Source organism: Campylobacter sp. BCW_4332 (genome assembly GCF_001763175.1).
GTDB lineage: Bacteria > Campylobacterota > Campylobacteria > Campylobacterales > Campylobacteraceae > Campylobacter_D > Campylobacter_D jejuni.
Window position 1 is genome coordinate 132,561 of the sequence record NZ_MJYF01000064.1, and the last position, 22,055, is coordinate 154,615.

At 31.6% G+C, this 22,055-nt stretch carries 23 protein-coding genes; 12 read left to right on the forward strand and 11 right to left on the reverse strand.

Translation table 11 applies throughout. The features are described from left to right. Positions 1 to 2: 2 nt before the first annotated feature. Genes lpxB through AJN64_RS08050 form a run of 8 tightly spaced genes read left to right on the forward strand, consistent with a single transcriptional unit; the run spans position 3 to position 7,750 of the window. Positions 3 to 1,097 (forward strand): lipid-A-disaccharide synthase, encoded by a 1,095-nt coding sequence (lpxB, locus tag AJN64_RS08015; RefSeq protein WP_053872391.1) that lies wholly within the window; start codon positions 3 to 5, stop codon positions 1,095 to 1,097. Between the two features lie 11 nt (positions 1,098 to 1,108). Beyond that, on the forward strand, positions 1,109 to 1,594 hold the full coding sequence (greA, locus tag AJN64_RS08020; RefSeq protein WP_002851733.1) for a transcription elongation factor GreA: 486 nt from the start codon (positions 1,109 to 1,111) through the stop codon (positions 1,592 to 1,594). A 9-nt stretch (positions 1,595 to 1,603) separates the two neighbouring features. Next, a complete protein-coding gene (locus AJN64_RS08025) occupies positions 1,604 to 2,362 on the forward strand; it encodes a UDP-2,3-diacylglucosamine diphosphatase (protein WP_350222906.1) in 759 nt (252 codons plus the stop codon). Further along, entirely contained in the window at positions 2,355 to 3,311 is a 957-nt protein-coding gene (locus AJN64_RS08030; RefSeq protein WP_002934096.1) for a chemotaxis protein, read from the forward strand. Before AJN64_RS08025 ends, AJN64_RS08030 begins: the two co-directional genes overlap by 8 nt. 3 nt (positions 3,312 to 3,314) lie before the next feature. Next, positions 3,315 to 5,624, forward strand: a complete 2,310-nt coding sequence (locus AJN64_RS08035; protein ID WP_044780364.1) for a chemotaxis protein CheW — start codon at positions 3,315 to 3,317, stop codon at positions 5,622 to 5,624. Positions 5,625 to 5,628: 4 nt separating this feature from the next. After that, positions 5,629 to 6,150, forward strand: a complete 522-nt coding sequence (locus AJN64_RS08040) for a chemotaxis protein CheW (protein ID WP_002826355.1) — start codon at positions 5,629 to 5,631, stop codon at positions 6,148 to 6,150. Beyond that, positions 6,150 to 6,773 carry a phosphoserine phosphatase SerB gene (serB, locus tag AJN64_RS08045; RefSeq protein ID WP_002861064.1) on the forward strand — a complete coding sequence of 208 codons (624 nt, stop codon included), beginning with the start codon at positions 6,150 to 6,152 and terminating at the stop codon, positions 6,771 to 6,773. The genes AJN64_RS08040 and serB overlap by 1 nt, the downstream gene beginning before the upstream one ends. After that, on the forward strand, positions 6,773 to 7,750 hold the full coding sequence (locus AJN64_RS08050) for a transaldolase (protein WP_070292860.1): 978 nt from the start codon (positions 6,773 to 6,775) through the stop codon (positions 7,748 to 7,750). Before serB ends, AJN64_RS08050 begins: the two co-directional genes overlap by 1 nt. Here AJN64_RS08050 and AJN64_RS08055 read toward each other — a convergent pair whose 3' ends face one another. The 10 genes from AJN64_RS08055 to AJN64_RS08100 form a co-directional block, all read right to left on the reverse strand. After that, positions 7,751 to 8,173, reverse strand: a complete 423-nt coding sequence (locus AJN64_RS08055) for a hypothetical protein (RefSeq protein WP_002861062.1) — start codon at positions 8,171 to 8,173, stop codon at positions 7,751 to 7,753. Then, entirely contained in the window at positions 8,170 to 11,439 is a 3,270-nt protein-coding gene (gene carB, locus AJN64_RS08060; protein WP_070292861.1) for a carbamoyl-phosphate synthase large subunit, read from the reverse strand. Before carB ends, AJN64_RS08055 begins: the two co-directional genes overlap by 4 nt. A gap of 260 nt (positions 11,440 to 11,699) precedes the next feature. Further along, on the reverse strand, positions 11,700 to 12,449 hold the full coding sequence (gene mreC, locus AJN64_RS08065; RefSeq protein ID WP_044779563.1) for a rod shape-determining protein MreC: 750 nt from the start codon (positions 12,447 to 12,449) through the stop codon (positions 11,700 to 11,702). Then, positions 12,439 to 13,479: a rod shape-determining protein gene (locus AJN64_RS08070; protein ID WP_002861059.1), complete on the reverse strand. Its 1,041-nt coding sequence runs from the start codon at positions 13,477 to 13,479 to the stop codon at positions 12,439 to 12,441. The genes mreC and AJN64_RS08070 overlap by 11 nt, the downstream gene beginning before the upstream one ends. Positions 13,480 to 13,489: 10 nt before the next feature. Then, entirely contained in the window at positions 13,490 to 14,713 is a 1,224-nt protein-coding gene (clpX, locus tag AJN64_RS08075; protein ID WP_002860329.1) for an ATP-dependent Clp protease ATP-binding subunit ClpX, read from the reverse strand. Continuing rightward, entirely contained in the window at positions 14,706 to 15,497 is a 792-nt protein-coding gene (lpxA, locus tag AJN64_RS08080; RefSeq protein ID WP_053872506.1) for an acyl-ACP--UDP-N-acetylglucosamine O-acyltransferase, read from the reverse strand. Before lpxA ends, clpX begins: the two co-directional genes overlap by 8 nt. Beyond that, entirely contained in the window at positions 15,497 to 15,937 is a 441-nt protein-coding gene (gene fabZ, locus AJN64_RS08085) for a 3-hydroxyacyl-ACP dehydratase FabZ (RefSeq protein ID WP_053872507.1), read from the reverse strand. Before fabZ ends, lpxA begins: the two co-directional genes overlap by 1 nt. A 94-nt stretch (positions 15,938 to 16,031) precedes the next feature. Further along, entirely contained in the window at positions 16,032 to 17,123 is a 1,092-nt protein-coding gene (locus AJN64_RS08090) for an epoxyqueuosine reductase QueH (protein ID WP_070292862.1), read from the reverse strand. Beyond that, positions 17,123 to 17,578 carry a thioredoxin-dependent thiol peroxidase gene (gene bcp / locus AJN64_RS08095; protein WP_070292863.1) on the reverse strand — a complete coding sequence of 152 codons (456 nt, stop codon included), beginning with the start codon at positions 17,576 to 17,578 and terminating at the stop codon, positions 17,123 to 17,125. The genes AJN64_RS08090 and bcp overlap by 1 nt, the downstream gene beginning before the upstream one ends. After that, on the reverse strand, positions 17,575 to 17,781 hold the full coding sequence (locus tag AJN64_RS08100; protein ID WP_002860331.1) for a 4-oxalocrotonate tautomerase family protein: 207 nt from the start codon (positions 17,779 to 17,781) through the stop codon (positions 17,575 to 17,577). The genes bcp and AJN64_RS08100 overlap by 4 nt, the downstream gene beginning before the upstream one ends. Before the next feature lie 174 nt (positions 17,782 to 17,955). Between AJN64_RS08100 and ilvE the strand changes: the two genes are divergently transcribed. Genes ilvE through AJN64_RS08120 form a run of 4 tightly spaced genes read left to right on the forward strand, consistent with a single transcriptional unit; the run spans position 17,956 to position 21,020 of the window. Beyond that, positions 17,956 to 18,870: a branched-chain-amino-acid transaminase gene (ilvE, locus tag AJN64_RS08105; protein ID WP_044780359.1), complete on the forward strand. Its 915-nt coding sequence runs from the start codon at positions 17,956 to 17,958 to the stop codon at positions 18,868 to 18,870. Positions 18,871 to 18,882: 12 nt separating this feature from the next. Continuing rightward, positions 18,883 to 19,968 (forward strand): prohibitin family protein, encoded by a 1,086-nt coding sequence (locus AJN64_RS08110; RefSeq protein WP_070292864.1) that lies wholly within the window; start codon positions 18,883 to 18,885, stop codon positions 19,966 to 19,968. Positions 19,969 to 19,980: 12 nt separating this feature from the next. Beyond that, on the forward strand, positions 19,981 to 20,511 hold the full coding sequence (locus tag AJN64_RS08115; RefSeq protein WP_070292865.1) for a DUF2393 domain-containing protein: 531 nt from the start codon (positions 19,981 to 19,983) through the stop codon (positions 20,509 to 20,511). Then, positions 20,511 to 21,020 carry a DUF2393 family protein gene (locus AJN64_RS08120; RefSeq protein WP_002861050.1) on the forward strand — a complete coding sequence of 170 codons (510 nt, stop codon included), beginning with the start codon at positions 20,511 to 20,513 and terminating at the stop codon, positions 21,018 to 21,020. The genes AJN64_RS08115 and AJN64_RS08120 overlap by 1 nt, the downstream gene beginning before the upstream one ends. A 120-nt stretch (positions 21,021 to 21,140) precedes the next feature. Here the strand turns inward: AJN64_RS08120 and AJN64_RS08125 are convergent. Further along, on the reverse strand, positions 21,141 to 22,055 hold a 915-nt coding region (locus AJN64_RS08125), incomplete at its 5' end, for a methyl-accepting chemotaxis protein (protein WP_002934477.1).

Consider the following 22,055-nt stretch of genomic DNA (forward strand, 5'->3'; position numbering starts at 1 on the left):
AAATGAAAACCTTTTTAGTTTGTGCTTTAGAGCCTTCAGCAAATTTGCATTTAAAAGAAGTTTTAAAAGCTTATAAAAAAGATTTTGGTGAATTTGAGCTTCATGGGATTTATGATGAGAGTTTATGCAAAGAATTTGATTTAAATTCTAAACCACTTTATAGCTCACATGAATTTAGTGCTATGGGTTTTATAGAAGTTTTACCTTTGATTTTCAAAGCAAAAGAAGCTATAAAAAAACTTGTAAATTTAAGTTTTACTCAAAAAATAGATGGGATTTTATGCATAGATTCGCCCGCTTTTAACATACCTTTTGCCAAGGCTTTAAAAAAAGCAGGTAGTAAAATTCCACGCATTTATTATATTTTACCTCAAGTTTGGGCATGGAAAAAAGGTCGCATACCTATCATAGAAAGTCATTTTGATATTTTAGCTTCTATTTTACCCTTTGATAATCAGTTTTTTAACAAAAGCACTTATGTAGGCCATCCACTCTTAGATGAGATAAAAGAATTTAAAAATCAAGAAGATATTAATCATACACTTTCAAAAAAAGATGATGAAAAAACTATAGCCTTTTTACCAGGTTCAAGGCGTAGTGAAATTAGGCGTTTGATGCCTATTTTTAAAGAACTTTCTCAAAAATTTAAGGGTGAAAAAATTCTTTGTGTTCCCTCGTTTAATCTTGAAAAATTAGAAATTTATGGTGATATTAGCGAATTTAAGATAGAAAGCAACACTCCAAAAGTGCTTAAAAAAGCTGATTTTGCTTTTATTTGTAGCGGAACAGCTACTTTAGAAGCAGCTTTAGTGGGAACTCCTTTTGTTCTTACTTACAAAGCAAAAGCGATTGATATTTTTATCGCAAAACTTTTTGTAAAATTAAAACACATAGGACTTGCAAATATTTTTTGTGATTTTGCTAAAAAAGAAGCTTTAAATCCTGAATTTTTACAAGATAAAGTCAATGTTTTAAATTTATATGAAGCTTATAATAAATATGATTATAAGGCATTTTTTGCTAAAGTTGATTTTTTAAAAGAATATTTACAATTTGGAAGTGCTAAAAATTTAGCAAAAATCCTAAGCGAAATATAAAAGGATAAATCATGCAAAAAGAACCAATGAGTCAATTTGGCTATGATAAATTAGCCGCAGAATTAAAAGATTTAAAAGACAATCAACGCCCTGCCGTTGTAATAGAAATCGATACAGCAAGGAGTCATGGGGATTTGAAAGAAAATGCGGAATACCATGCTGCAAGAGAAAAACAAGCTTTGATAGAAAGTCGTATTGCAGAGCTTAGTGACTTGCTAGCAAGAGCTCAAGTGATCGATCCTTCAAGCTATGAACATGATAGTGTGAAATTTGGCTCAAGTGTTGTGATCATGGATTTGGATACAGAAAAAGAAAGCAAATATACTCTAGTAGGAATTTGCGAAGGAGATTTAGATAAGGGTTATATTTCCATCGCATCTCCAATAGCAAAAGCTATGCTTGGGAAAAAAGAAGGAGATGATTTTAAAGTGCGTTTGCCAAAAGGTGAGAGTGAATTTGAAATCCTTTCTATAAATTATGAGCCTTTGAAATTTTAAGGATAAAAAATTTTACTACAAAATGGAGCGATTTTAATCGCGGATGCTCATGAAAATGAACAGAGAAAGGGATTTTGGAAATTTTTACAAATCTTAAAAAAAGGTAAAATTTCCACCCCTCAACTCATACTTATGGGTGATATTTTTGATTTACTTATAGGTGAAATCTCTGCTACACATGAATTTGCTAAACCTTACATAGAACTTTTAGAAGAATTGGCCTTAAAGATTGAAATTATCTACTTAGAAGGCAATCATGATTTTAATCTTTCTTGTTTTTTTAAAAGGGTAAAAATTTTTAACTTACAAAAGCAACCCATAAAGCTTAATTTGCATACAAGTAAAGGTAATAATCTTGTTTTAAATAACGCTTTTATAAAATTAGCTCACGGAGATATTTTTTTACCACCTCTTTTACAATTTACTCTTAAAACATTAAGAAATCATTATTTGCTTATATTTTTGAATTTTTTAAATATTATTACTCGTAATTTTATTTCAAATAAAATTCTTCAAAATCAAAACAAAAAAAACCTTTTTTATCAAATAAAAGATTTTGAAAATTTAGCAAAAAAAAGATATCAAAGATATGAAAATTTAGGATTTTGGGTATGTGAAGGACACTATCATCAAAATCATCAAATCAACAAAGAAAACATTAAATATCTTAACTTAGCTAGTTTTGCATATGAGAGAAGTTTTTTTGTAGTAGAATATCAACAAGAAATCAAATTTCGAGAACAGAAATTGAGGGGTCAAAATGTTTGATGAAAATATCGTGAAAACGGGTTCAAATGAAATGGAGCTTGTCGATTTCCGTATCTTTAAGCAAGGACACGATAAAGTCTATGAAGGAATTTATGGTGTAAATGTTTCTAAGGTAAGGGAAATTATAAAAATCCCAAGCCTTACAGAACTTCCAGGTGTACCTGATTACATCGAAGGTATCTTTGATCTTCGTGGAGTGGTTATACCTGTAGTCAATCTTGCCAAATGGATGCAAATCACTGAGCCAGAAAGCGCTATGCTAAAACCTAGAGTTATTATCACTGAATTTAGCAATATTCTTATTGGTTTTATAGTTCACGAAGCAAAAAGAATTCGTAGAATAAACTGGAAGGATATAGAACCAGCAACTTTTTCTACAGGATCAGGTGCTTTAGATAAAGGTAAAATCACAGGTGTAACACGCATTGAAAATGATGAAGTGTTGCTCATTTTAGATCTTGAAAGTGTTGTTGAAGATTTAGGAATTTACGCTCCAAAAACAGATATAGATTTTGGAAAAATAGAAAAATTTACTGGAACAGCACTTATACTTGATGACAGCATGACTGCTAGAAAACGCGTCAAAGAAATGATGCAACAGATGGGCTTTCAAGTTGTTGAAGCTAAAGACGGCGTAGAGGGCATAAACAAATTAGAAGAATTAAGCCAAGTTTATGGTGAAAGTTTAAATGATACTTTAAAAATTATAGTAAGCGATGTCGAAATGCCACAAATGGATGGTTTCCACTTTGCTGCACGCATTAAAGAAGATCCAAGATTTAAAGATATTCCTATAGTCTTTAACTCGTCTTTATCAAATGAATTTATGAATGAGAAAGGTGTTCAAGAAGCTGGTGGAGAAGGCTATCTTGTCAAATTTAACGCTAGCGATTTCTTCAATGAAATTGCAAAGGTTATTAAAAAACATCAATCTCAAGAACAGGGGTAAAATATGGAAGATATGCAAGAAATACTTGAAGACTTTTTGGTTGAAGCTTTTGAGCTTGTTGAGCAAATCGACCATGATTTAGTAGAGCTTGAATCAAATCCAGAAGATTTAGAATTATTAAATAGAATTTTCCGTGTTGCACATACGGTTAAAGGATCATCAAGTTTCTTAAATTTTGATGTTTTAACAAAGTTAACTCACCACATGGAAGATGTCTTAAACAAAGCAAGACATGGCGAGTTAAAAATAACTCCAGATATCATGGATGTGGTTTTAGAGTCTATTGATAGAATGAAAACTTTGCTTAATTCCATTCGTGATAATGGCAACGATACTGCTATTGGTATGGACATAGAACCAATTTGCGCAAGATTAACAGCTATTTCAGAGGGAGAGTCTCCTGTTGCGGCAACAGATTTAAATGAAAAATCTACTCCACAAGCAGAACCAGAAGCACCAAAACAAGAAACAACTACTCCTGAACCTGAAGTAGATGTTAATCAATTAAGTGATTCTGAAGTTGAAGCTGAAATAGAAAGACTTTTAAAAGTTAGAAAAGCTGAAGATCAAGCTCGTCGTGCACAAAAGAAACAAACAACAAATGCAGCACCTAAGCCGACTAACAATACAGCAAATAAACCTGCAGAAAGTGGAGAGAAAAAGGTTCCTGCTTCAGGTAGCAATGCTAGCAGTATGGATCAAACCATACGCGTGGAAGTAAAAAGATTAGATCACTTAATGAATCTAATTGGGGAGCTTGTTTTAGGCAAAAACCGTTTGCTTAAAATTTATGATGATGTTGAAGAGCGTTATGAAGGAGAAAAATTCCTTGAAGAGCTTAATCAAGTCGTAAGTCAGCTAAGCATCATTACAACCGATGTTCAACTTGCTGTAATGAAAACAAGAATGCAGCCTATAGCAAAAGTTTTTAATAAATTCCCAAGAGTTGTTCGTGATTTGAGTCGTGAATTAGGAAAGCAAATAGAACTTGAAATTACAGGTGAAGAAACTGAACTTGATAAATCTATCGTAGAGGAAATTGGCGATCCTATCATGCATATGATTAGAAATTCATGTGACCATGGTGTTGAGGATCCAGCAACTCGTGCAGCGAATGGAAAACCTGAAAAAGGTATAGTTCAACTTAAAGCTTATAATGAAGGCAATCACATCGTTGTAGAAATTACAGATGATGGTAAAGGACTTGATCCAAATGGCTTAAAAGCAAAAGCTATAGAGAAAAATTTGATTACCGAAAGAGAAGCAGATCAAATGACAGACAAAGAAGCTTTTGCTTTGATTTTCAAACCTGGTTTTTCAACTGCGGCTAAAGTAACAAATGTTTCAGGTCGTGGCGTAGGAATGGATGTTGTTAAAACCAACATCGAAAAACTAAATGGGGTAATTGAAATTGATAGTGAGCTAGGTAAAGGAAGTTCGTTTAAACTTAAAATTCCTCTTACCTTGGCAATCATTCAATCTTTACTTGTAGGAACTCAAGAGGAATTCTATGCAATTCCACTTGCAAGCGTTCTTGAAACAGTTAGAGTGCCAATTGATGATATCTATACTATCGAAGGTAAAAATGTATTACGCTTAAGAGATGAAGTGCTTTCTCTTGTGAGACTTTCAGATGTATTTGGAGTTAAACAAGTCCTTGAAAGCGGCGATCAAACTTATGTCGTTGTTATAGGGGTAGCAGAAAGCAAGCTTGGTATTATAGTAGATACTCTTGTAGGACAAGAAGAGATAGTTATTAAATCTATGGGTGATTATTTACAAAATATCCAAGGTATAGCAGGAGCTACAATCCGTGGCGATGGTAGAGTGACATTAATCATTGATGTAGGTGCTATGATGGATATGGCCAAAGAAATTAAAGTTGATATTAAAGCGCAATTAGAATCAAGTGCAAAAAAACCCAAAGAACAACCAAGTGACTATAAAGTCTTAATTGTAGATGATTCTAAAATGGATAGAACTTTAATGCAAAAAGCTTTAGAACCACTAGGAGTTAGTTTAGTTGAAGCAACAAATGGTGTTGAAGCATTGAATATTATAAAATCTGGCGAACATGATATTGATGCAATGCTTATAGATATCGAAATGCCAAGAATGGATGGATATACCTTAGCTGGTGAAATTAGAAAGTATTCTAAATATCGTAATCTACCATTGATAGCGGTTACTTCAAGAACAAGTAAAACTGACCGCTTAAGAGGTGTTGAAGTGGGTATGACTGAATATATCACTAAACCTTATTCTCCAGAATACTTGGAAAATGTGGTTAGAAAAAATTTGAAACTAGGATAAGAATATGAGTAATGAAAAATTAGAGCAAATTTTGCAAAAACAGCAAACTCAGATGGCTGGTCCTGATGTCGATCAAAGAGAAGATGATATCATCCAACTTGTCGGCTTTGTAGTTGGAGATGAGGAATATGCGATTCCAATTCTTAATATACAAGAAATCATCAAACCTATAGAATATACTAGAGTTCCTAGTGTACCTGATTATGTTCTAGGGGTTTTTAATATGCGTGGTAATGTTATGCCACTCATTGATCTAGCTCAACGCTTTCATTTAGGAAGTTCTAAAATGACACCTCAAACAAGATATATTGTTTTAAGAGGTGAGACAAATGGAACTGGAGTTGGAGGAAATGCTGGTTTTGTTATAGATAGATTAACTGAAGCAATTAAAATTCACAGAAACAGAATTGATCCGCCACCTGAAACTTTAGTTAAAGACAAAGGTATGATTTATGGCATAGGAAAAAGAGATGAAAATATCTTAACTATACTCAAAGTGGAAGCTTTACTTAAGCGCGAATTTTAATGATTAAACTTTGTGTTTTTGACTTTGACGCTACTTTAATGGATGGTGAAACCATCGATATTTTAGCTACAGCACATGGCAAGGGTGATCAAACAAGCGAAATTACCCACCATGCTATGGCTGGAGAACTTGATTTTTTCGAAAGTCTTCAAAAACGAGTAAGCCTTTTAAAAGGTATGTCTTATAAAAAAGTTTTAGAATTAAGTAGCACACTTCCACTAATGCATGGAGCACATGAGCTTATCCAATATTTAAAATCTAAAAATATACAAATTGTTATTTTTAGCGGTGGTTTTCATGAAGGCATAGATCCTGCTATGCAAAAACTTGGAATTAACCTCGGTTTTGCAAATTATCTGCATCATAAAAATGACATTTTAACAGGGCTAGTTGGTGGAGAAATGATGTTTTCAAATTCAAAAGGCTTAATGCTACAACGATTAAAAAGCTTTTTAAATTTGAAAACAGATGAAGTGATGTGTGTTGGCGATGGGGCAAATGATTTGGCAATGTTTAATGAAAGTGGATTAAAGATTGCATTTTGTGCTAAAGAAATTTTACGTTCTCAAGCTGATATTTGCATAGATATAAAAGACTTAAAAGAAATAATAAAGGCAATATAATGAAAAATTTTTCTCTTTGGTGTGATTTTATAGAAAATAGTTTTTTAGATAATGAATTTTTAAATTTATTATCACATGGAATTAATGGTGCTACTTCAAATCCTGCTATTTTTAAAAATGCTATTTTAAATTCTCCAATTTATAAAGATAAAATTCTTAAATTAAAAGAAAAAAAAACAAAAGATATTTATGAAGAATTAGCAATTTCTGATATTCAAAAAGCAGCTGATAAATTAGCTCCTCTTTTTTATCAAAAAAACGATGGATTTATAAGTATTGAAATAGATCCAAGACTTCATGATAACACGACTCTTAGTTTAGGCGAAGCTAAAAGACTTTATAGTGCTATTAGCAAAGAAAATGTAATGATTAAAATTCCAGCTACAAAAGCTTCTTATGAAGTAATGTATGAACTTATGAAAAATGGTATTAGCGTCAATGCTACCTTAATTTTTTCTCTTGAACAAAGTCAAAAATGTTTTGAATCTTTAAATGCAGGTTTAGTCGAATTTAGAAAAAACAATACAGCCTTAAAAGAACAAAATACTAGAACACCACAAGCTGTTATAAGTATTTTTGTAAGTCGTTTTGATAGACTTTTAAATCCTAAAGCCAAAGAGCAAAATCGTATTGGAATTTTAAATGCAAATTTAGCTTATAACAATATCTACTCAAAAAATGAACCTAATATTCGCGCCTTGTTTGCAAGCACTGGAGTTAAAGGAGATGATCTGCCAAAAGACTATTATATCAAAGAACTTCTTTTTGAGAATTCTGTTAATACTGCTCCTCTTGATGCAATAGAGGTATTTAAAGGAAAAATGGATTTTAAAAAACCTTTAATGAATTTTGAAATTTATACAGAACTTAATCAAATCATTTCTCAAAGTGAACGAGAAAAAGCTTGCAATGATTTATTAAGTGATGGCCTAGAGCAATTTTGTATTGCTTTCGAAGATATTTTAAAAGCTCTTTAATTAACGTATTTTTATCATTTTATTCTTTGAAAGTTTTAATATTTTTGATGGGATATTTTCGAAAAATTTCTCATCAAGTATTATATCAGCAACACTTCTAGCCCATTCTTCATCAAATTCTTTTCCATGCTTGTTTGCCGAAGATGAATAAAAATAGCCATTTTTACTTAAAAAATTCGCATGTTTACACTCTTTCACAATACGAATGGCCTGATTATTTGGATAGATAAAAGTTGTTTTTTTAGAACGACGTACTAAATTTTTAAAAGATTTTGGAATTCTTGCTAAACTTTTTAACTCGCAAAATTTCGCAGAAGTGATTAAGCAAGGTTGATTTTTACCTCTACCTTTTAAAGCATTAATCTCTTCTAAATTTTTACTTAAAAATCCTACCGTAGTATCTGTTTGAGCTAAATAAATCAAGATTTAAGCCACTCTTGCAAACTCTTTACATCTAGGCAAGATTTACTCTGTATAGCTTTAATCGATTTTGCACCTGCTAAAGCTGATCGTAAATTTGTAAAATAAGGTATTTTAAAACGAATAATATTTTCACGAATTTTTTTCGTATCACCTTTAAAACTGTGATTATCACTTGTATTGATAACTAAGTGAATTTCTCCATTTTTCAATTTATCTTCAACATTGGGGCGTCCTTCTGAAATTTTATGTACAAGTTCGCACTCAAAACCACTTTCTAAAATTTCCTTACAAGTTCCCCCTGTTGCCATAAGCTTAAAGCCAAGCTTTACATATTCTGCAGCGATTTTTTTGGTATATTTTTTATCCTTATCTTTTAAGGAGATAAATACCACGCCTTGCTCTGGCAGATGATTAAACGATGCGATTTGACTTTTTGCGTAAGAATTTGCAAAATCCTTGCTTATACCCATAACTTCACCCGTTGAACGCATTTCAGGACCTAATTCTAAATCACTTCCACTAAGTTTTGCAAATGGAAATACTGCTTCTTTCACGCTCATATATTTTGGAGTTTTAGGGCGTAAAATTTTAGTATCAAAATTAACCACTTTGAAAGTATCATAAAATTTTAAAGCTTCTTTTAAATTTCCTTGCCACATCACACGCGTTGCCACTTTTGCTAAAGGAATACCCGTAGCTTTACTAACAAAAGGCACAGTACGACTAGCTCTAGGATTTACTTCTATCATATAAAGCTCATTATGATGTAAAGCAAATTGTATATTTAAAAGCCCTACAACTCCTAAATTTAAAGCAATATCTGCGGTTTTTTGTGCAATAAATTCTTGCATTTTTTCATCGATATTACAAGGTGGTAAAGAACAAGCACTATCACCTGAATGAATTCCCGCTTCTTCTATGTGCTCCATAATTCCTGCCACATAAACATCTTTACCATCACAAATCGCATCAACATCAATTTCTGTAGCATTGTCTAAAAACTGATCAATCAAAACAGGACTTTTATCGCTCACATCTACAGCTTCTTGCATATAGAGTCTAAGTTCAGCCTCATCATTTACCACACGCATCGCACGCCCACCTAAAACATAACTTGGTCTTACAAGCACAGGATACCCTATATCACTAGCCTTAAGAACCGCTTCTTCTACACTTGTTGCGGTAGAATTTTTTGGCTGATTGATACCTAGTTTTGTAATAAATTCGGCAAATTTCTTTCTATCTTCTGCCATATCAATTACTCTTGCACTAGTACCTATAATCTTAGCTCCAAAAGCGCTTAAACGCTTAGCAAATTTCAAAGGAGTTTGTCCGCCAAAATGCACAATCACTCCATCAGGTTTTTCACGCTCAATCACCGCTCTTAAATGTTCAAAATCAATAGGCTCGAAATACAAAATATCACTTGTATCATAGTCAGTCGAAACGGTTTCAGGATTGCAATTATACATAATAGTTTTAATACCCATATCTTTAAGCGCAAAAGAAGCATGTACGCAAGCATAGTCAAATTCTATACCTTGTCCTATGCGGTTTGGCCCCCCGCCTATAATCATCACTTTTTTTTCTTTTTTATCCTTAGCATCGTTTTTACTTTGAGTAAGTTCGCTTACATTAATACTTGAATAAAGATAAGGAGTTAAGGCTTCAAATTCACCCGCACAAGTATCCACTTCGCTAAATTCTGCAATGATTTTTTGCTCCATTCTTGCATAATAAATATCATTTTGGCTTAATTCTAAATTATCTTTCAAATTTACAAGCAAGGCTATCATTTTATCTGAAAAGCCCATAGTTTTTGCTTTTCTCAAAAGAGCTTTATTGTTTAAAATATCCATATCAATTTGCTCTTCAAAATCTACAATTTCTTTAATCTGTGTTAAAAACCAAGGATCTATTTTACAAAGCTCATAAAGTTCTTCTACGCTAAAACCTTCCCTAAAAGCTTGAGTAACATAAAGTAAACGCTTTTCATTGGCATTGCGAATTTTAAAAACAAGATCATTTCTATCTTCAAATTTTACTCTATCAAAACCACTCAAAGAACGCTCAAGAGAACAAAGTGCTTTTTGTATACTTTCTTTAAAAGTGCGTCCTATAGCCATTACCTCACCCACACTTTTCATAGCTGTACCTAAAGTTGTATTTGCTCCTGGAAATTTTTCAAAAGTAAAGCGAGGAATTTTTGTCACAATGTAATCAATCACAGGCTCGAAAGATGCAGGAGTTCCTGTAATGTCATTTTTAATCTCATCTAAACTAAAGCCTACTGCCAAAAGTGTCGCAACCTTTGCTATAGGATAACCCGTTGCCTTAGAAGCTAAAGCACTTGATCTTGAAACCCTTGGATTCATTTCTATAACTATCATTCTTCCATTTTTTGGGTTGATAGCAAATTGTACATTACTTCCGCCTGTATCTACGCCAATTTCACGCAAAATAGCAAAAGAAGCATTACGCATAACTTGATATTCTTTATCCGTCAAAGTTAATGCTGGAGCTATTGTAATACTATCTCCTGTATGAACTCCCATAGGATCGATATTTTCTATACTACAAACTATGATACAATTATCCGCTCTATCGCGTATAACTTCCATTTCATATTCTTTCCAACCTAACAAACTTTCTTCAATCAAAATTTCATGGATAGGCGATAAAGCTAAAGCAGTATTAGCGAGTTCTTTAAATTCGTCCATATTATAAACCACACCACTTCCAGCACCTCCTAAAGTATAAGAAGCACGGATCATCAAAGGAAAGCCGATTTCATCTACGGCTTTTAAAGCTTCATCATAATTATACGCATACATCGATTTTGGCAAATCCATGCCGATTTTTTTCATACATTCTTTAAAGACTTGACGATCTTCGCCTTTTTTAATCGCCTCAGGATTTGCGCCTAAAAATTTTACATCTCCTAAAAGTCCGCTTTCATAAACTTCCATAGCAACATTTAACGCTACTTGTCCACCCATAGTTGGCAAAATTGCATCAATTTTTTCTTTTTTAATAATACTTAAAATACTTTCTTTTGTTATGGGTTCTATATAAGTTGCATCTGCAAATTCAGGATCTGTCATGATAGTTGCAGGATTTGAGTTAATTAATACTACACGATATCCTAATTCTTTTAAAGTCTTTGCGGCTTGAGTTCCAGAATAATCAAATTCACAAGCTTGTCCTATCACAATAGGACCACTTCCTATAAGTAAAATACTTTTAATATCTGTTCGTTTTGGCATAAATTTTCCTAAGAGCATGAATTTGAGCTGATTATAACAAAAATTAGTTTTATAAACTTTGAAATTATCGATATAATTTTAAAAAATAAACACCCTGCTTTTAATCTAGGAAATAATACATAAAGAAATTTAAGATTTTTTATAAAATTCTCATTCGATTATAAAAATTTATTTGATAATTTAACAAAATTTTTAGCATTAAACAAAGTTATAATAATTAGCAAAAATATAGAAAATTTTTAAAAAGTCTAACCCTTGACTTATAAATTATCTACTACATATAAATAAGCAGGAATACTGATCTTAACATAAGGCTTTACTTCTACACTTTGATACATATCTTCATCATCAACTCTATTCACAATCCCAACAGGGACATCCGAAAAGAAAATATTATCAAGTCCGCTTGTTAAGATTTCATCTCCGACATTAATTTTCGCCCACTTTGGAATAAATTTAACCACAACCTTGCCATTTTCACCTTGAATTAAACCTGGAGCTTTGGATTTTCCTATATAAACAGAAAAAACACACTGATCATCACCTTGCAGAAGAGCCATTGTTCTGCCATCTTTATTAATAGCTATACCTGCAGTATATCCTTGATATATTAAACCACGATTTTTACCAACGGGAATTTTGCTCCAATCTAGCCATAATTTTTTATAATCATTCAATTGAACATAAGAAATAACTCTAGTTAAAGAAACTTGAGGTAAATATTTTGTAGAATTTTGATCCTCTAAAATACGATTTAATTGATTTGCAAAACTAGTTACCTTTACGGCAATGTCTTCTAATTCTTTATTTCTAGCTTTTAATTGCTGAATTTGATTTGCTTGATTAAAATGTTCTGAAATTTTTTCTTTCAAATAATCTTTAATATTATAAAAATTACCTATAACAAAGTCATTAACACGGAGAACATTTTGCTTGATAAGTCTTCCATAATAAAAAGATATAAAAACCAAAAAGGCTAAGACAAGAACATAAAAAATCTTATTCTTCATTGGTTAATTGTTGCAATAATGAAATTTCCTCTAAAGCTTTACCTGTTCCTTTTGCTACAGCTAAAAGCGGTTCATCTGCGATATAAACTGGCAAACGTACAATTTCACTTAAATATTTATCAAGACCACGAATCAATGCTCCGCCACCTGTTAAAACTACACCATTTTCTACTATATCACTTGCTAAATCAGGCGGCATCATTTCAAGAACCATTTTTAAAGCATCAGCAATTTCTTTTAAATACTCACGCATTGCTTCTCTTACATCTTCACTTGTAAGTTCAATACGACTTAAAAGTCCACTTACTTGATCGCGTCCTTTTACCACCATAGAAAGTTCTTTTGGAAGTTGTATTGCTGAACCTATAGTGATTTTGATCTCTTCGCCCGTTCTTTCACCTATGATAAGATTGTATTTTTCTTTTACATAATTAACTATACTCATATCAAGCTTATCTCCAGCCGTACGAATAGACTTTGAAATCACAAGTCCACCCAAAGAAATCACTCCAATTTCAGTAGTTCCGCCCCCTATATCTACTACCAAATTTCCTTTAGGCTCTTGTATAGGTAAACTTGCACCAATAGCTGCTGCCATAGGCTCTTCAATCAAAAATACCTCTCTTGCACCTGCGCTTAAAGCACTTTCTCTTACCGCTTTTCTTTCTACTTGAGTTAAACCATAAGGAACAGAAATGATAATTCTAGGGCGTAAAAAACTTTTTCTACGGTGTGTTTTTTCTATAAAATAGCGGATCATTTTTTCAGTCATATCAAAATCTGCAATCACGCCATCTTTCATAGGACGAATAGCTTCGATATTGCCTGGAGTTTTTCCCACCATATCTTTAGCTTCTTTACCTACGGCTAAAATTTTTGCTTTGGAACCATACCTTTCTCTTTCAACTGCCACAACAGAAGGCTCATTTATCACTATACCCTTATCTTTTATCAAAACTAGCGTATTAGCTGTTCCTAAATCAATCCCCATATCACTAGAAAAAAATCCTATAAGTTGATCTAATATCATTTCTATCCTTTTAACTTATTTTTCTTTTTATTAATAATGCTTTTGCATTGTCTTTAACAACTTCTTTAGTTATTACAATATCATAATTTTTATACTCTGGTAACTCAAACATTAAATCTACCATCATTTCTTCTATAATACTTCTAAGTCCCCTAGCCCCTGTTTTTCTCTCCAATGCAAGTTGCGCGATAGCTCTTAGAGCATCTTCTTCAAATTTTAAATTTACCCCATCAATAGCAAAAAGCTTTTGATATTGTTTAATAATGGCATTTTTAGGCTCAGTTAAAATTCTTACCATATCCTCTTCATTAAGCTCATTTAAAGATGCAATCACATGCAAACGACCTATAAGCTCAGGAATCAAACCAAAATGCACCAAATCATCAGGTTCGATTTTCTCAAGTAAAGCTTTATTTTCTTCTTTTGCATCATCAAAAAAGCCCACAACTTTATCGCCAAGTTTTCTTTTTAAGATAGTTTCCAAACCATCAAAAGCTCCACCACAAACAAATAAAATATTTGAAGTGTCAATTTGTATAAACTCTTGATTTGGATGTTTTCTTCCCCCTTTTGGTGGAATATTTACCAAACTTCCTTCGATAATCTTAAGTAAAGCTTGTTGCACACCCTCTCCACTTACATCACGAGTAATAGAACGATTTTCACTCATTCTAGCAATTTTATCAATCTCATCAATAAAAACTATACCTTTTTGAGCTCTTTGTACATCTCCATCTGCAGCTTGTAAAAGACGTGTTAAAATATTTTCTACATCCTCACCTACATATCCTGCTTCAGTTAAAGAAGTTGCATCACAAATTGCTATAGGTACATCTAAAAATTTAGCTAAAGTTTGCGCCAATAAAGTTTTTCCACTTCCTGTTGGCCCAACAAGTAAAATATTTGACTTAAAAAGCTCTGTATCATCATCTTGAAGTTCGGCTTTAAAAAGTCTTTTATAATGATTGTATACTCCAACACTAAAAACTTTTTTAGCTCTATCTTGTCCTATGACATAACGATCTAAATAAGCTTTTAATTCTTTTGGAGTGATATCTTTAAATTCTGTATTATGGCTTTGTTTAGGTTCTTTAAATTCTTTTTCTTCCCCATAAATAATACTATAAGCACCTTCAACACAATATTCACAAATAAAAGCATCATCATTTTCATTTGCTAAAATTCTTCTTTGTGGATTCTCCACTTCATTGCAAAAACTACATTTTCTAGGCATTATTTTTACCCCTATAGACAGGAATTCCGCGCTTTGTTTCTAATATAAAATGGCACATTTTTTTAACATTTTCACTTTCTTGATTTTCAAGCAAATTTTTAGCATTTTCTTTTAAATCTCCTTGTCTAAATAAAGTTTTAAAAGCTCTGCTAAGTCTATCTGCTTCATCTTTATCAAAACGACGACGAATACCTACTAAATTTAAACTTCTAATACTTGCACGATTTCCTTCTGCTAAACAAAACGGTACTATATCCTGAGAAAGTGCACTAGCTCCTGCTATCATACAACCCTCACCTACTTTGACAAATTGATGAATAGGTGTAAGCCCGCCTACAACCGTAAAATCTCCAAGCTCTACATGTCCTGCTAAAGTTGCATTATTAGCTAAAATAATATTATTACCTAAAAGACAATCATGAGCAATATGACAATAAGCCATAATAAAAGCATTATCGCCTATACGAGTAAAACCATCTCCTTTAGCTGTACCTGAATTTATCGTTGCAAATTCTCTAATAGTTGCATTTTTTCCTATAACAACACCGCTTTTTTGCTCTTCTTTATAAGATATGTCCTGAGGAATATCGCCTACTATAGCATAAGAAAATACACGAGAATGATCACCTATAGTTGTATCTGAAAGAATTCGAGCACCTTGTTTGATGACAACATCATTACCTATTTTAGTATCTTTACCTACATAAGCATAAGCTTCTATTACAACATCGTCACCAAGTTGCGCACCCTCTTCAATCACCGCACTTGGATGAATTTTTTTCATTATTTATCCACTATCATAGCTTTAAGCTCAGCCTCTGCAACTAAATTTCCATCTACAAAAGCTTGCCCTTTAAAAATCCACATATTGCCACGATTTTTAACCACGCTCATTTCATAATCAAGCCTATCTCCAGGACGCACAGGATTTCTAAATTTTGCTCCATCTATACCTGTGAAATAAACTACTTTACTTTTTGGATCCACTTTATCTTCCATACTTTCAAAAGCTAAAACTCCGCCTGTTTGAGCCATACCTTCTAAAATCAAAACTCCAGGATAAATAGGATGCCTTGGAAAATGTCCCATAAAAACATGGTCACTTATACTGATGTTTTTATATCCTCGAACCACTTCTTTAACTTTTAATTCTGTAATTTTATCTACTAGTAAAAAAGGATAACGGTGTGGTAAGATTTCTTGAATTTGCATTACATCTATCATTATTAAATTAACCTTGAAAACAATTAAAAATTTTATTATATAAAAAAATCATTAAAAATTACATTAACAAAAAAAGTTTTTCTTAATAAATTTCTTAAATTTCTACAAGCACCTCTTGATTATCATGATAAATTTCACTTTTTGCTATCACTTCATATCTTGAAGGTAAAATATTTTCAAGGATGATAATAGGGCTAAGATTATAAGTTCCAAACAATTTATTACGCCATTTAATTTCTGCTTGCACACTCAAAGGTCTTTTTAAAAAATCTTCAAAATTTTTCCATTTGTTTTTAAAAAATGCATTAAAACGCCAAAATTCAACAAAAACCATTTCATCTTTAGTGCTTCTATAAAAGCCTTCTTTTAAATTTTGTTTTAAATTTTCCTCATCCAAAGAAAATCTTGTATAAGCGTTTTTAAAATGCGAATAAAATAAAATATGAGATTTAACAGGCTTTTTATCTAATTTTATTAAAGCACTTAAAAGACGATAATTTAAAAATTTCTCTCTTAAAATTTCAAATTTTATACCTTTTTTTTCCCATAAAACTATTTTTTTATAAAGAGCTATTCTTGCTTCTATACTTGCAGGTAAAATTTGCTTATTTAAAGGAGACATTAACTCATCAATGAAATTCTTATCTTGTTTTTGTTTTTTAAGCCCATAAATACAACCACAATAGTTTTGATGATAAAGCATTTCTTTTTTTGCTAAAGCAAACTGCCTTTGAGTGCCGCCATTTTTACGAAAATCAGGAGCTAAAAACTCTACCCCATAAGGCTCACATTCTTTTTGTAAAGCATTTTTTAACTGTTCTAAATCTTTTTTAGGGCTGGTTAAAAGGGTAGTAGTAAGCTTTTTTTCTCCTATTTTAGCAGCAAATTTAACACTAGATCCCATTCTTACATCAAAGCAAATTTCACACCTTGCACCTTTTTCAGGCTCATCTTCATAACCACGCACAGCATTAAGCCATTTTTCATACTCATACTCACCTTTATGAAGCTTGATGCCAAGTTTATCACAAGATCTTTTTACATCTAAAAACCTTAGTTCGTATTCGCTTAAAGGATGGATATTTGGATCATAAAAATATCCTATGATTTTTTCATCAGGATAAGTCTTTCTAAGTTCTTCAATAAAATAATGACTATCCACACTACAACAAATATGCACTAACATTAAAGACTTTCAAGTACTTTTAAAGCATGATCTTTTACACGAACATTACTATAAATTTGAGCAATCTTACCTGTTTCATCGATAACAAAAGTAGATCGAATAAGACCTTCGTATTCTTTTCCGTAATTTTTCTTAAGCCCCCAAGCTCCATAAGCTTTAACAACTTCTTTTTCGCTATCACTAAGTAAAATATGCTTTAAACCAAATTTAGAGATAAATTTTTCATGACTTGCCACGCTATCAGGACTAATACCGATAATCACTGCATTTTTATCACCAAATTTATCATAATTTAAACTAAAATCACAAGCTTCTGTAGTGCAACCTGGAGTATTATCTTTTGGATAAAAATACAAAATCACCTTTTTACCAATAAAATCTTTTAATGCTATTTTTACCCCATCTTGATTTAAAAGCTCAAACTGAGGTGCTTTATCTCCTATATTTAAACTCATTTACTTGCCTTTGCTTTGATAGCTTCTACACTTTCTCCGCCAAAGCCTATGTCATAATTTTCTACATCTTCTAAAACCACCACAACTCTTTCTTTACTTTTATTATATTTCGTGCTTAAAAGTTTGGTAATATCAGCTATAAGCTCTGCTTTTTGTTCCTTACTTAAAGACGGCTTTGCTAATTTAATATTTACTAATGGCATATTTCTCCTTTTTAATGATAATTTTTTATAATTATTTCAAAAAATACCTAATATTTTTTTTAACAAAAAACCTTAATTTAATAAAAGCTTATTGTTAGTATATTTTTGATAAAATCCCAATTTATTCTTAAAATAATATTTTTTAAGAAATAAACAACTATAAAAGGTAAAAAAATGATCTCAGCAGATAAAATTTGGATGGATGGAAAATTAGTTGATTTTAAAGATGCAACTTTGCACTTTTTAACCCATTCTTTACATTATGGCAATGCTGTTTTTGAAGGAACTAGAGCCTATAAAACAGATAAAGGCTTAGCAATTTTCAGACTTGAAGATCACACCAAAAGACTTTTAGAGTCTGCAAAAATTACTCTTTTAAATTGTCCTTTTTCTCAAAAAGAGCTTGAAAATGCACAAATTGAACTCTTAAAAGCAAACAATTTTAAAAGCAATGTCTATATCCGCCCTTTGATTTTTTTAGGCGATGGAGTTATGGGACTTTATCATATAAAAGCTCCTGTAAGAGTTGGAATTGCAGCTTGGGAATGGGGCGCTTACCTTGGAGAAGAAGGCTTAGAAAAAGGCATAAAAGTAAAAATTTCGTCTTTTGCAAGAAATAGTGTTAAATCATGTATGGGAAAAGCTAAAGCAAGCGCGAATTACCTTAACTCTCAAATTGCAAAATTTGAAGCTATTGAAGCAGGTTATGAAGAAGCTTTAATGCTTGATGAAGAAGGTTTTATCGCAGAAGGAACAGGAGAATGTTTCTTTATTGTAAAAGATGGGGTTTTAATCACACCTCCAAATGATTTTTCTTTAAAAAGCATTACTCAAGATACAGTGCTTAAAATCGCTCATGATCTTGGTGTCACTGTGCTTCGCCAAAGAATTTCAAGAGATGAAGTTTATACTGCTGATGAAGCATTTTTTACCGGAACAGCCGCTGAAATCACACCTATTAACAATATTGATGCAAGAATAATAGGAAATGGTTTAAGAGGATCTGTAACTAAAAAACTTCAAGATGCTTATTTTGATGTAGTTTATGGACGCAATCAAAAATACGCATCTATGCTAACTTATATTTAAAAAAGGAAATAAATGCCAGCTGATTTGAATGATTATTTCAATAAAAAAAATGGAAATTCTAATAATAACGGAAACAATCGTCAAAATTTCAATTTCAAAGCACCAGAATTTAATTTTAAAGGTTTTGGAAAATTTTCTCCGCTTATTTATGGGGTGATTATTATTATCTTATTTTTAATCGTTGCAAAACCTTTTATGGTAATAAATTCTGGAGAAATGGGTATTAAATCAACAACAGGTAAATATGACCCAAATCCATTAGAACCAGGACTTCACTTTTTTTTACCTTTTGTACAAAAAATAACCATAATCGATACTAGAGTAAGACAAATCAACTATGCTTCTATAGAGGGAAGTAATGAAAATTTATCTTCAGGTTCAGGTGTTATTAATAAAAATAGTATTTCTGTACTTGACTCTCGTGGATTGCCTGTATCTATTGATGTTACAGTGCAATACCGTTTAAATCCTTTGCAAGTTCCTCAAACCATAGCTACTTGGAGCTTAAATTGGGAAAATAAAATTATCGATCCAGTTGTTCGTGATGTAGTGCGAAGTGTTGTAGGAAAATATACAGCCGAGGAACTTCCTACTAATCGTAATACAATAGCCGCTCAAATAGAAGAAGGCATAAGAAAAACTATAGAATCTCAACCAAATGAACCTGTAGAACTTCGTGCTGTACAACTTAGAGAAATTATTTTACCTTCAAAAGTAAAAGAGCAAATCGAACGCGTACAAATTGCAAAACAAGAAGCTGAAAGAACTAAGTATGAAGTAGAAAGAGCTAATCAAGAAGCCTTAAAAAAAGCCGCCTTAGCTGAAGGGGAAGCAAACGCAACCATAATCAGTGCTAAAGGTAAAGCTATGGCTGTTAAAATAGAAGCAGATGCACAAGCTTATTCTAATAAAGAAATCGCAAACAGCTTAAACACTCCTTTACTAAATTTAAAGCAAATTGAAACTCAAAAAGAATTTAATGAAGCTTTAAAAGTCAATCAAGATGCTAAAATTTTCTTAACTCCAGGTGGAGCAGTACCAAACATTTGGGTTGATACCAAAGATGCTAAAAAGCAAAGTTCTGCCAACATGAACTAAAAGGATACGCAAGTGGAAAAACTAAGAGAAATCGTGCTTTTTTACACTACTCATTTATATTTAGTGGATTATATGCTGATTTTATTAGTTTTTTTTCTCTTCACTTGTGTTTTACTTCTTTGTGTATTTTTACGCCATAGACCTATAGCAGCACTTTTTATTATTGCATTTGATATTATTATTTGTTTTTTAGTTTATATCTATGGGTATAAACTAATAGACAATGAAGTAAGAACTCGAAAAACCGCTATTACAGATCAAAAAATGATACAAAGCTCAAATGATTTAATTGTTGATTTTAATATTACAAATAATTCAAAAAATAATTTTAAAGAATGTAAAATTACAGCTAAAATTTTTGGAGATAAAATACCTAATGATAATATCATAAAAGAATATAAAAAGAAATTTATCCCTTTTAGACAAAAAAGTAGAGAAATTAAAGATCTAAAGAAAAACGCAACCCAAGTTCAAAGAATTGCTTTTGAAAATTTTAACTATGAAAATAACTACACCATACGCTTAGTTTCGGAGTGTTTTTAATGCATTTTACGATTTTTCATATTATAGCTTTTATCATTTTACTTATTTGCTTTGCCTTGATTTGTATTTTAATCTTTCTAAAAGTCAAACAGAAAGAAATGGCTTTGATTTCTTATACCATAGCTACTATTTTTACCGCACTTTTGATATATTCTATTTTTCTAACAATCAATCAATTCACCACTCAAGCCGATCTTAGCAAACTAACCTATACAAGAGATCTAAGACATGAAAGTGTTATCGTGAGCGGAAAGGTTCAAAATCTTACTAAATTTGAAATCAGAAAATGCTATTTGATACTTAGCATATTAAACCAAAAAAAAGTAGGGGGAGAAATTTTCAATGATAAAAATATTCGCAATGCCAAAATGCAAAATACAAGTGTTTCTTACACTATAGAAATTATAGACAAACTTCCGGGTAATACTTATAAAGAATTTAGAGCCAGTGTTCCTTTTCCTCCAAGTTTTGATAACCCTGAATTTTATCACACTCTAAAATGTATTTGATTTAGAAAATACTTAATATTAATAATTAGAATTTGTCTATATCACATTTCATTAAATCTTAAAGAATTAAACATATATTATTTTATAGAGATAACTAGCTTTTTAGCTAGTTATCTAAGGTTAAAACCTCTTCTTCTTAACATCTTCTAAGATATTATTAGCTATATCACTTACTGTACTAGAAATAATAGCTGATTCATTAGCAATTTCAACATTATCTTTAGTAGTTTGATCAATTTGTGCTACGCTATCATTGATTTGAGTAATACCTGCAGTTTGTTCTTTAATACTTTCTGCCATATCATTGATAGATTGAACAAGTAAATTAGTATTAGCTTCTATTTCAGATAAAGACTTTTGAGTTCTCTCAGCTAGTTTTCTAACTTCATCAGCCACAACAGCAAAGCCTCTACCATGTTCTCCAGCACGTGCAGCTTCAATAGCTGCATTTAAAGCTAGAAGATTGATTTGATCTGCGATATCTCCTATAATACCTGTAACATTTTTAATCTCTTCAGATTGAGTGATAACATCACTAGTTTTAACTGAAACATTTTGCATAGAAGAAGTGATCTCTTCTAAAGCTGCTGCAGTTTCTTCTAAAGATTGAGCTTGAGAATTTGAAGAAGTGGTTAAGCTTTGAACAGCAGTTTGTAATTTTCCACTTTCATTAGCTAAAGCATTAGCAAAGTCTGAACTTTGTTTTAGCATTTTAACTATTTCATCACCTAAAGCATTAGTAGTTAATTCAACACTTCCTGAAGCATTAGAGATTTTATTTCTAAAATCTAAGCTTTTGTATTCTTCAAATATTTTATGAATAACATTCATATCAGAACCTACTCTAGCTTGTAAAACATCAAGAAGTTTATTTAGAACATTTTTAAGTTCAATAAGCTGTGGGTTTCTTGGATTAGCAGTAATTCTTGCTGTTAGATTACCACCTTCTACAACTGATACGGTTTGAACTGATTCTTTAACAGCTTGATTGTCTTGTTCTAAACCTTTTTTAGTAGCAAGGATGTTTTCGTTGAT

Bases quoted from the DNA above. Each gene is read 5' to 3' on its own strand.
- AJN64_RS08040 (WP_002826355.1), top strand. From the start codon at position 5,629: ATGAGTAATGAAAAATTAGAGCAAATTTTGCAAAAACAGCAAACTCAG.
- greA (WP_002851733.1), top strand. From the start codon at position 1,109: ATGCAAAAAGAACCAATGAGTCAATTTGGCTATGATAAATTAGCCGCA.
- ilvE (WP_044780359.1), top strand. From the start codon at position 17,956: ATGATCTCAGCAGATAAAATTTGGATGGATGGAAAATTAGTTGATTTT.
- lpxB (WP_053872391.1), top strand. From the start codon at position 3: ATGAAAACCTTTTTAGTTTGTGCTTTAGAGCCTTCAGCAAATTTGCAT.
- AJN64_RS08070 (WP_002861059.1), bottom strand. From the start codon at position 13,479: ATGATATTAGATCAACTTATAGGATTTTTTTCTAGTGATATGGGGATT.
- AJN64_RS08030 (WP_002934096.1), top strand. From the start codon at position 2,355: ATGTTTGATGAAAATATCGTGAAAACGGGTTCAAATGAAATGGAGCTT.
- AJN64_RS08035 (WP_044780364.1), top strand. From the start codon at position 3,315: ATGGAAGATATGCAAGAAATACTTGAAGACTTTTTGGTTGAAGCTTTT.
- AJN64_RS08050 (WP_070292860.1), top strand. From the start codon at position 6,773: ATGAAAAATTTTTCTCTTTGGTGTGATTTTATAGAAAATAGTTTTTTA.
- AJN64_RS08120 (WP_002861050.1), top strand. From the start codon at position 20,511: ATGCATTTTACGATTTTTCATATTATAGCTTTTATCATTTTACTTATT.
- AJN64_RS08090 (WP_070292862.1), bottom strand. From the start codon at position 17,123: ATGTTAGTGCATATTTGTTGTAGTGTGGATAGTCATTATTTTATTGAA.
- AJN64_RS08110 (WP_070292864.1), top strand. From the start codon at position 18,883: ATGCCAGCTGATTTGAATGATTATTTCAATAAAAAAAATGGAAATTCT.
- mreC (WP_044779563.1), bottom strand. From the start codon at position 12,449: ATGAAGAATAAGATTTTTTATGTTCTTGTCTTAGCCTTTTTGGTTTTT.
- bcp (WP_070292863.1), bottom strand. From the start codon at position 17,578: ATGAGTTTAAATATAGGAGATAAAGCACCTCAGTTTGAGCTTTTAAAT.
- carB (WP_070292861.1), bottom strand. From the start codon at position 11,439: ATGCCAAAACGAACAGATATTAAAAGTATTTTACTTATAGGAAGTGGT.
- fabZ (WP_053872507.1), bottom strand. From the start codon at position 15,937: ATGATAGATGTAATGCAAATTCAAGAAATCTTACCACACCGTTATCCT.
- lpxA (WP_053872506.1), bottom strand. From the start codon at position 15,497: ATGAAAAAAATTCATCCAAGTGCGGTGATTGAAGAGGGTGCGCAACTT.
- AJN64_RS08100 (WP_002860331.1), bottom strand. From the start codon at position 17,781: ATGCCATTAGTAAATATTAAATTAGCAAAGCCGTCTTTAAGTAAGGAA.
- serB (WP_002861064.1), top strand. From the start codon at position 6,150: ATGATTAAACTTTGTGTTTTTGACTTTGACGCTACTTTAATGGATGGT.
- clpX (WP_002860329.1), bottom strand. From the start codon at position 14,713: ATGCCTAGAAAATGTAGTTTTTGCAATGAAGTGGAGAATCCACAAAGA.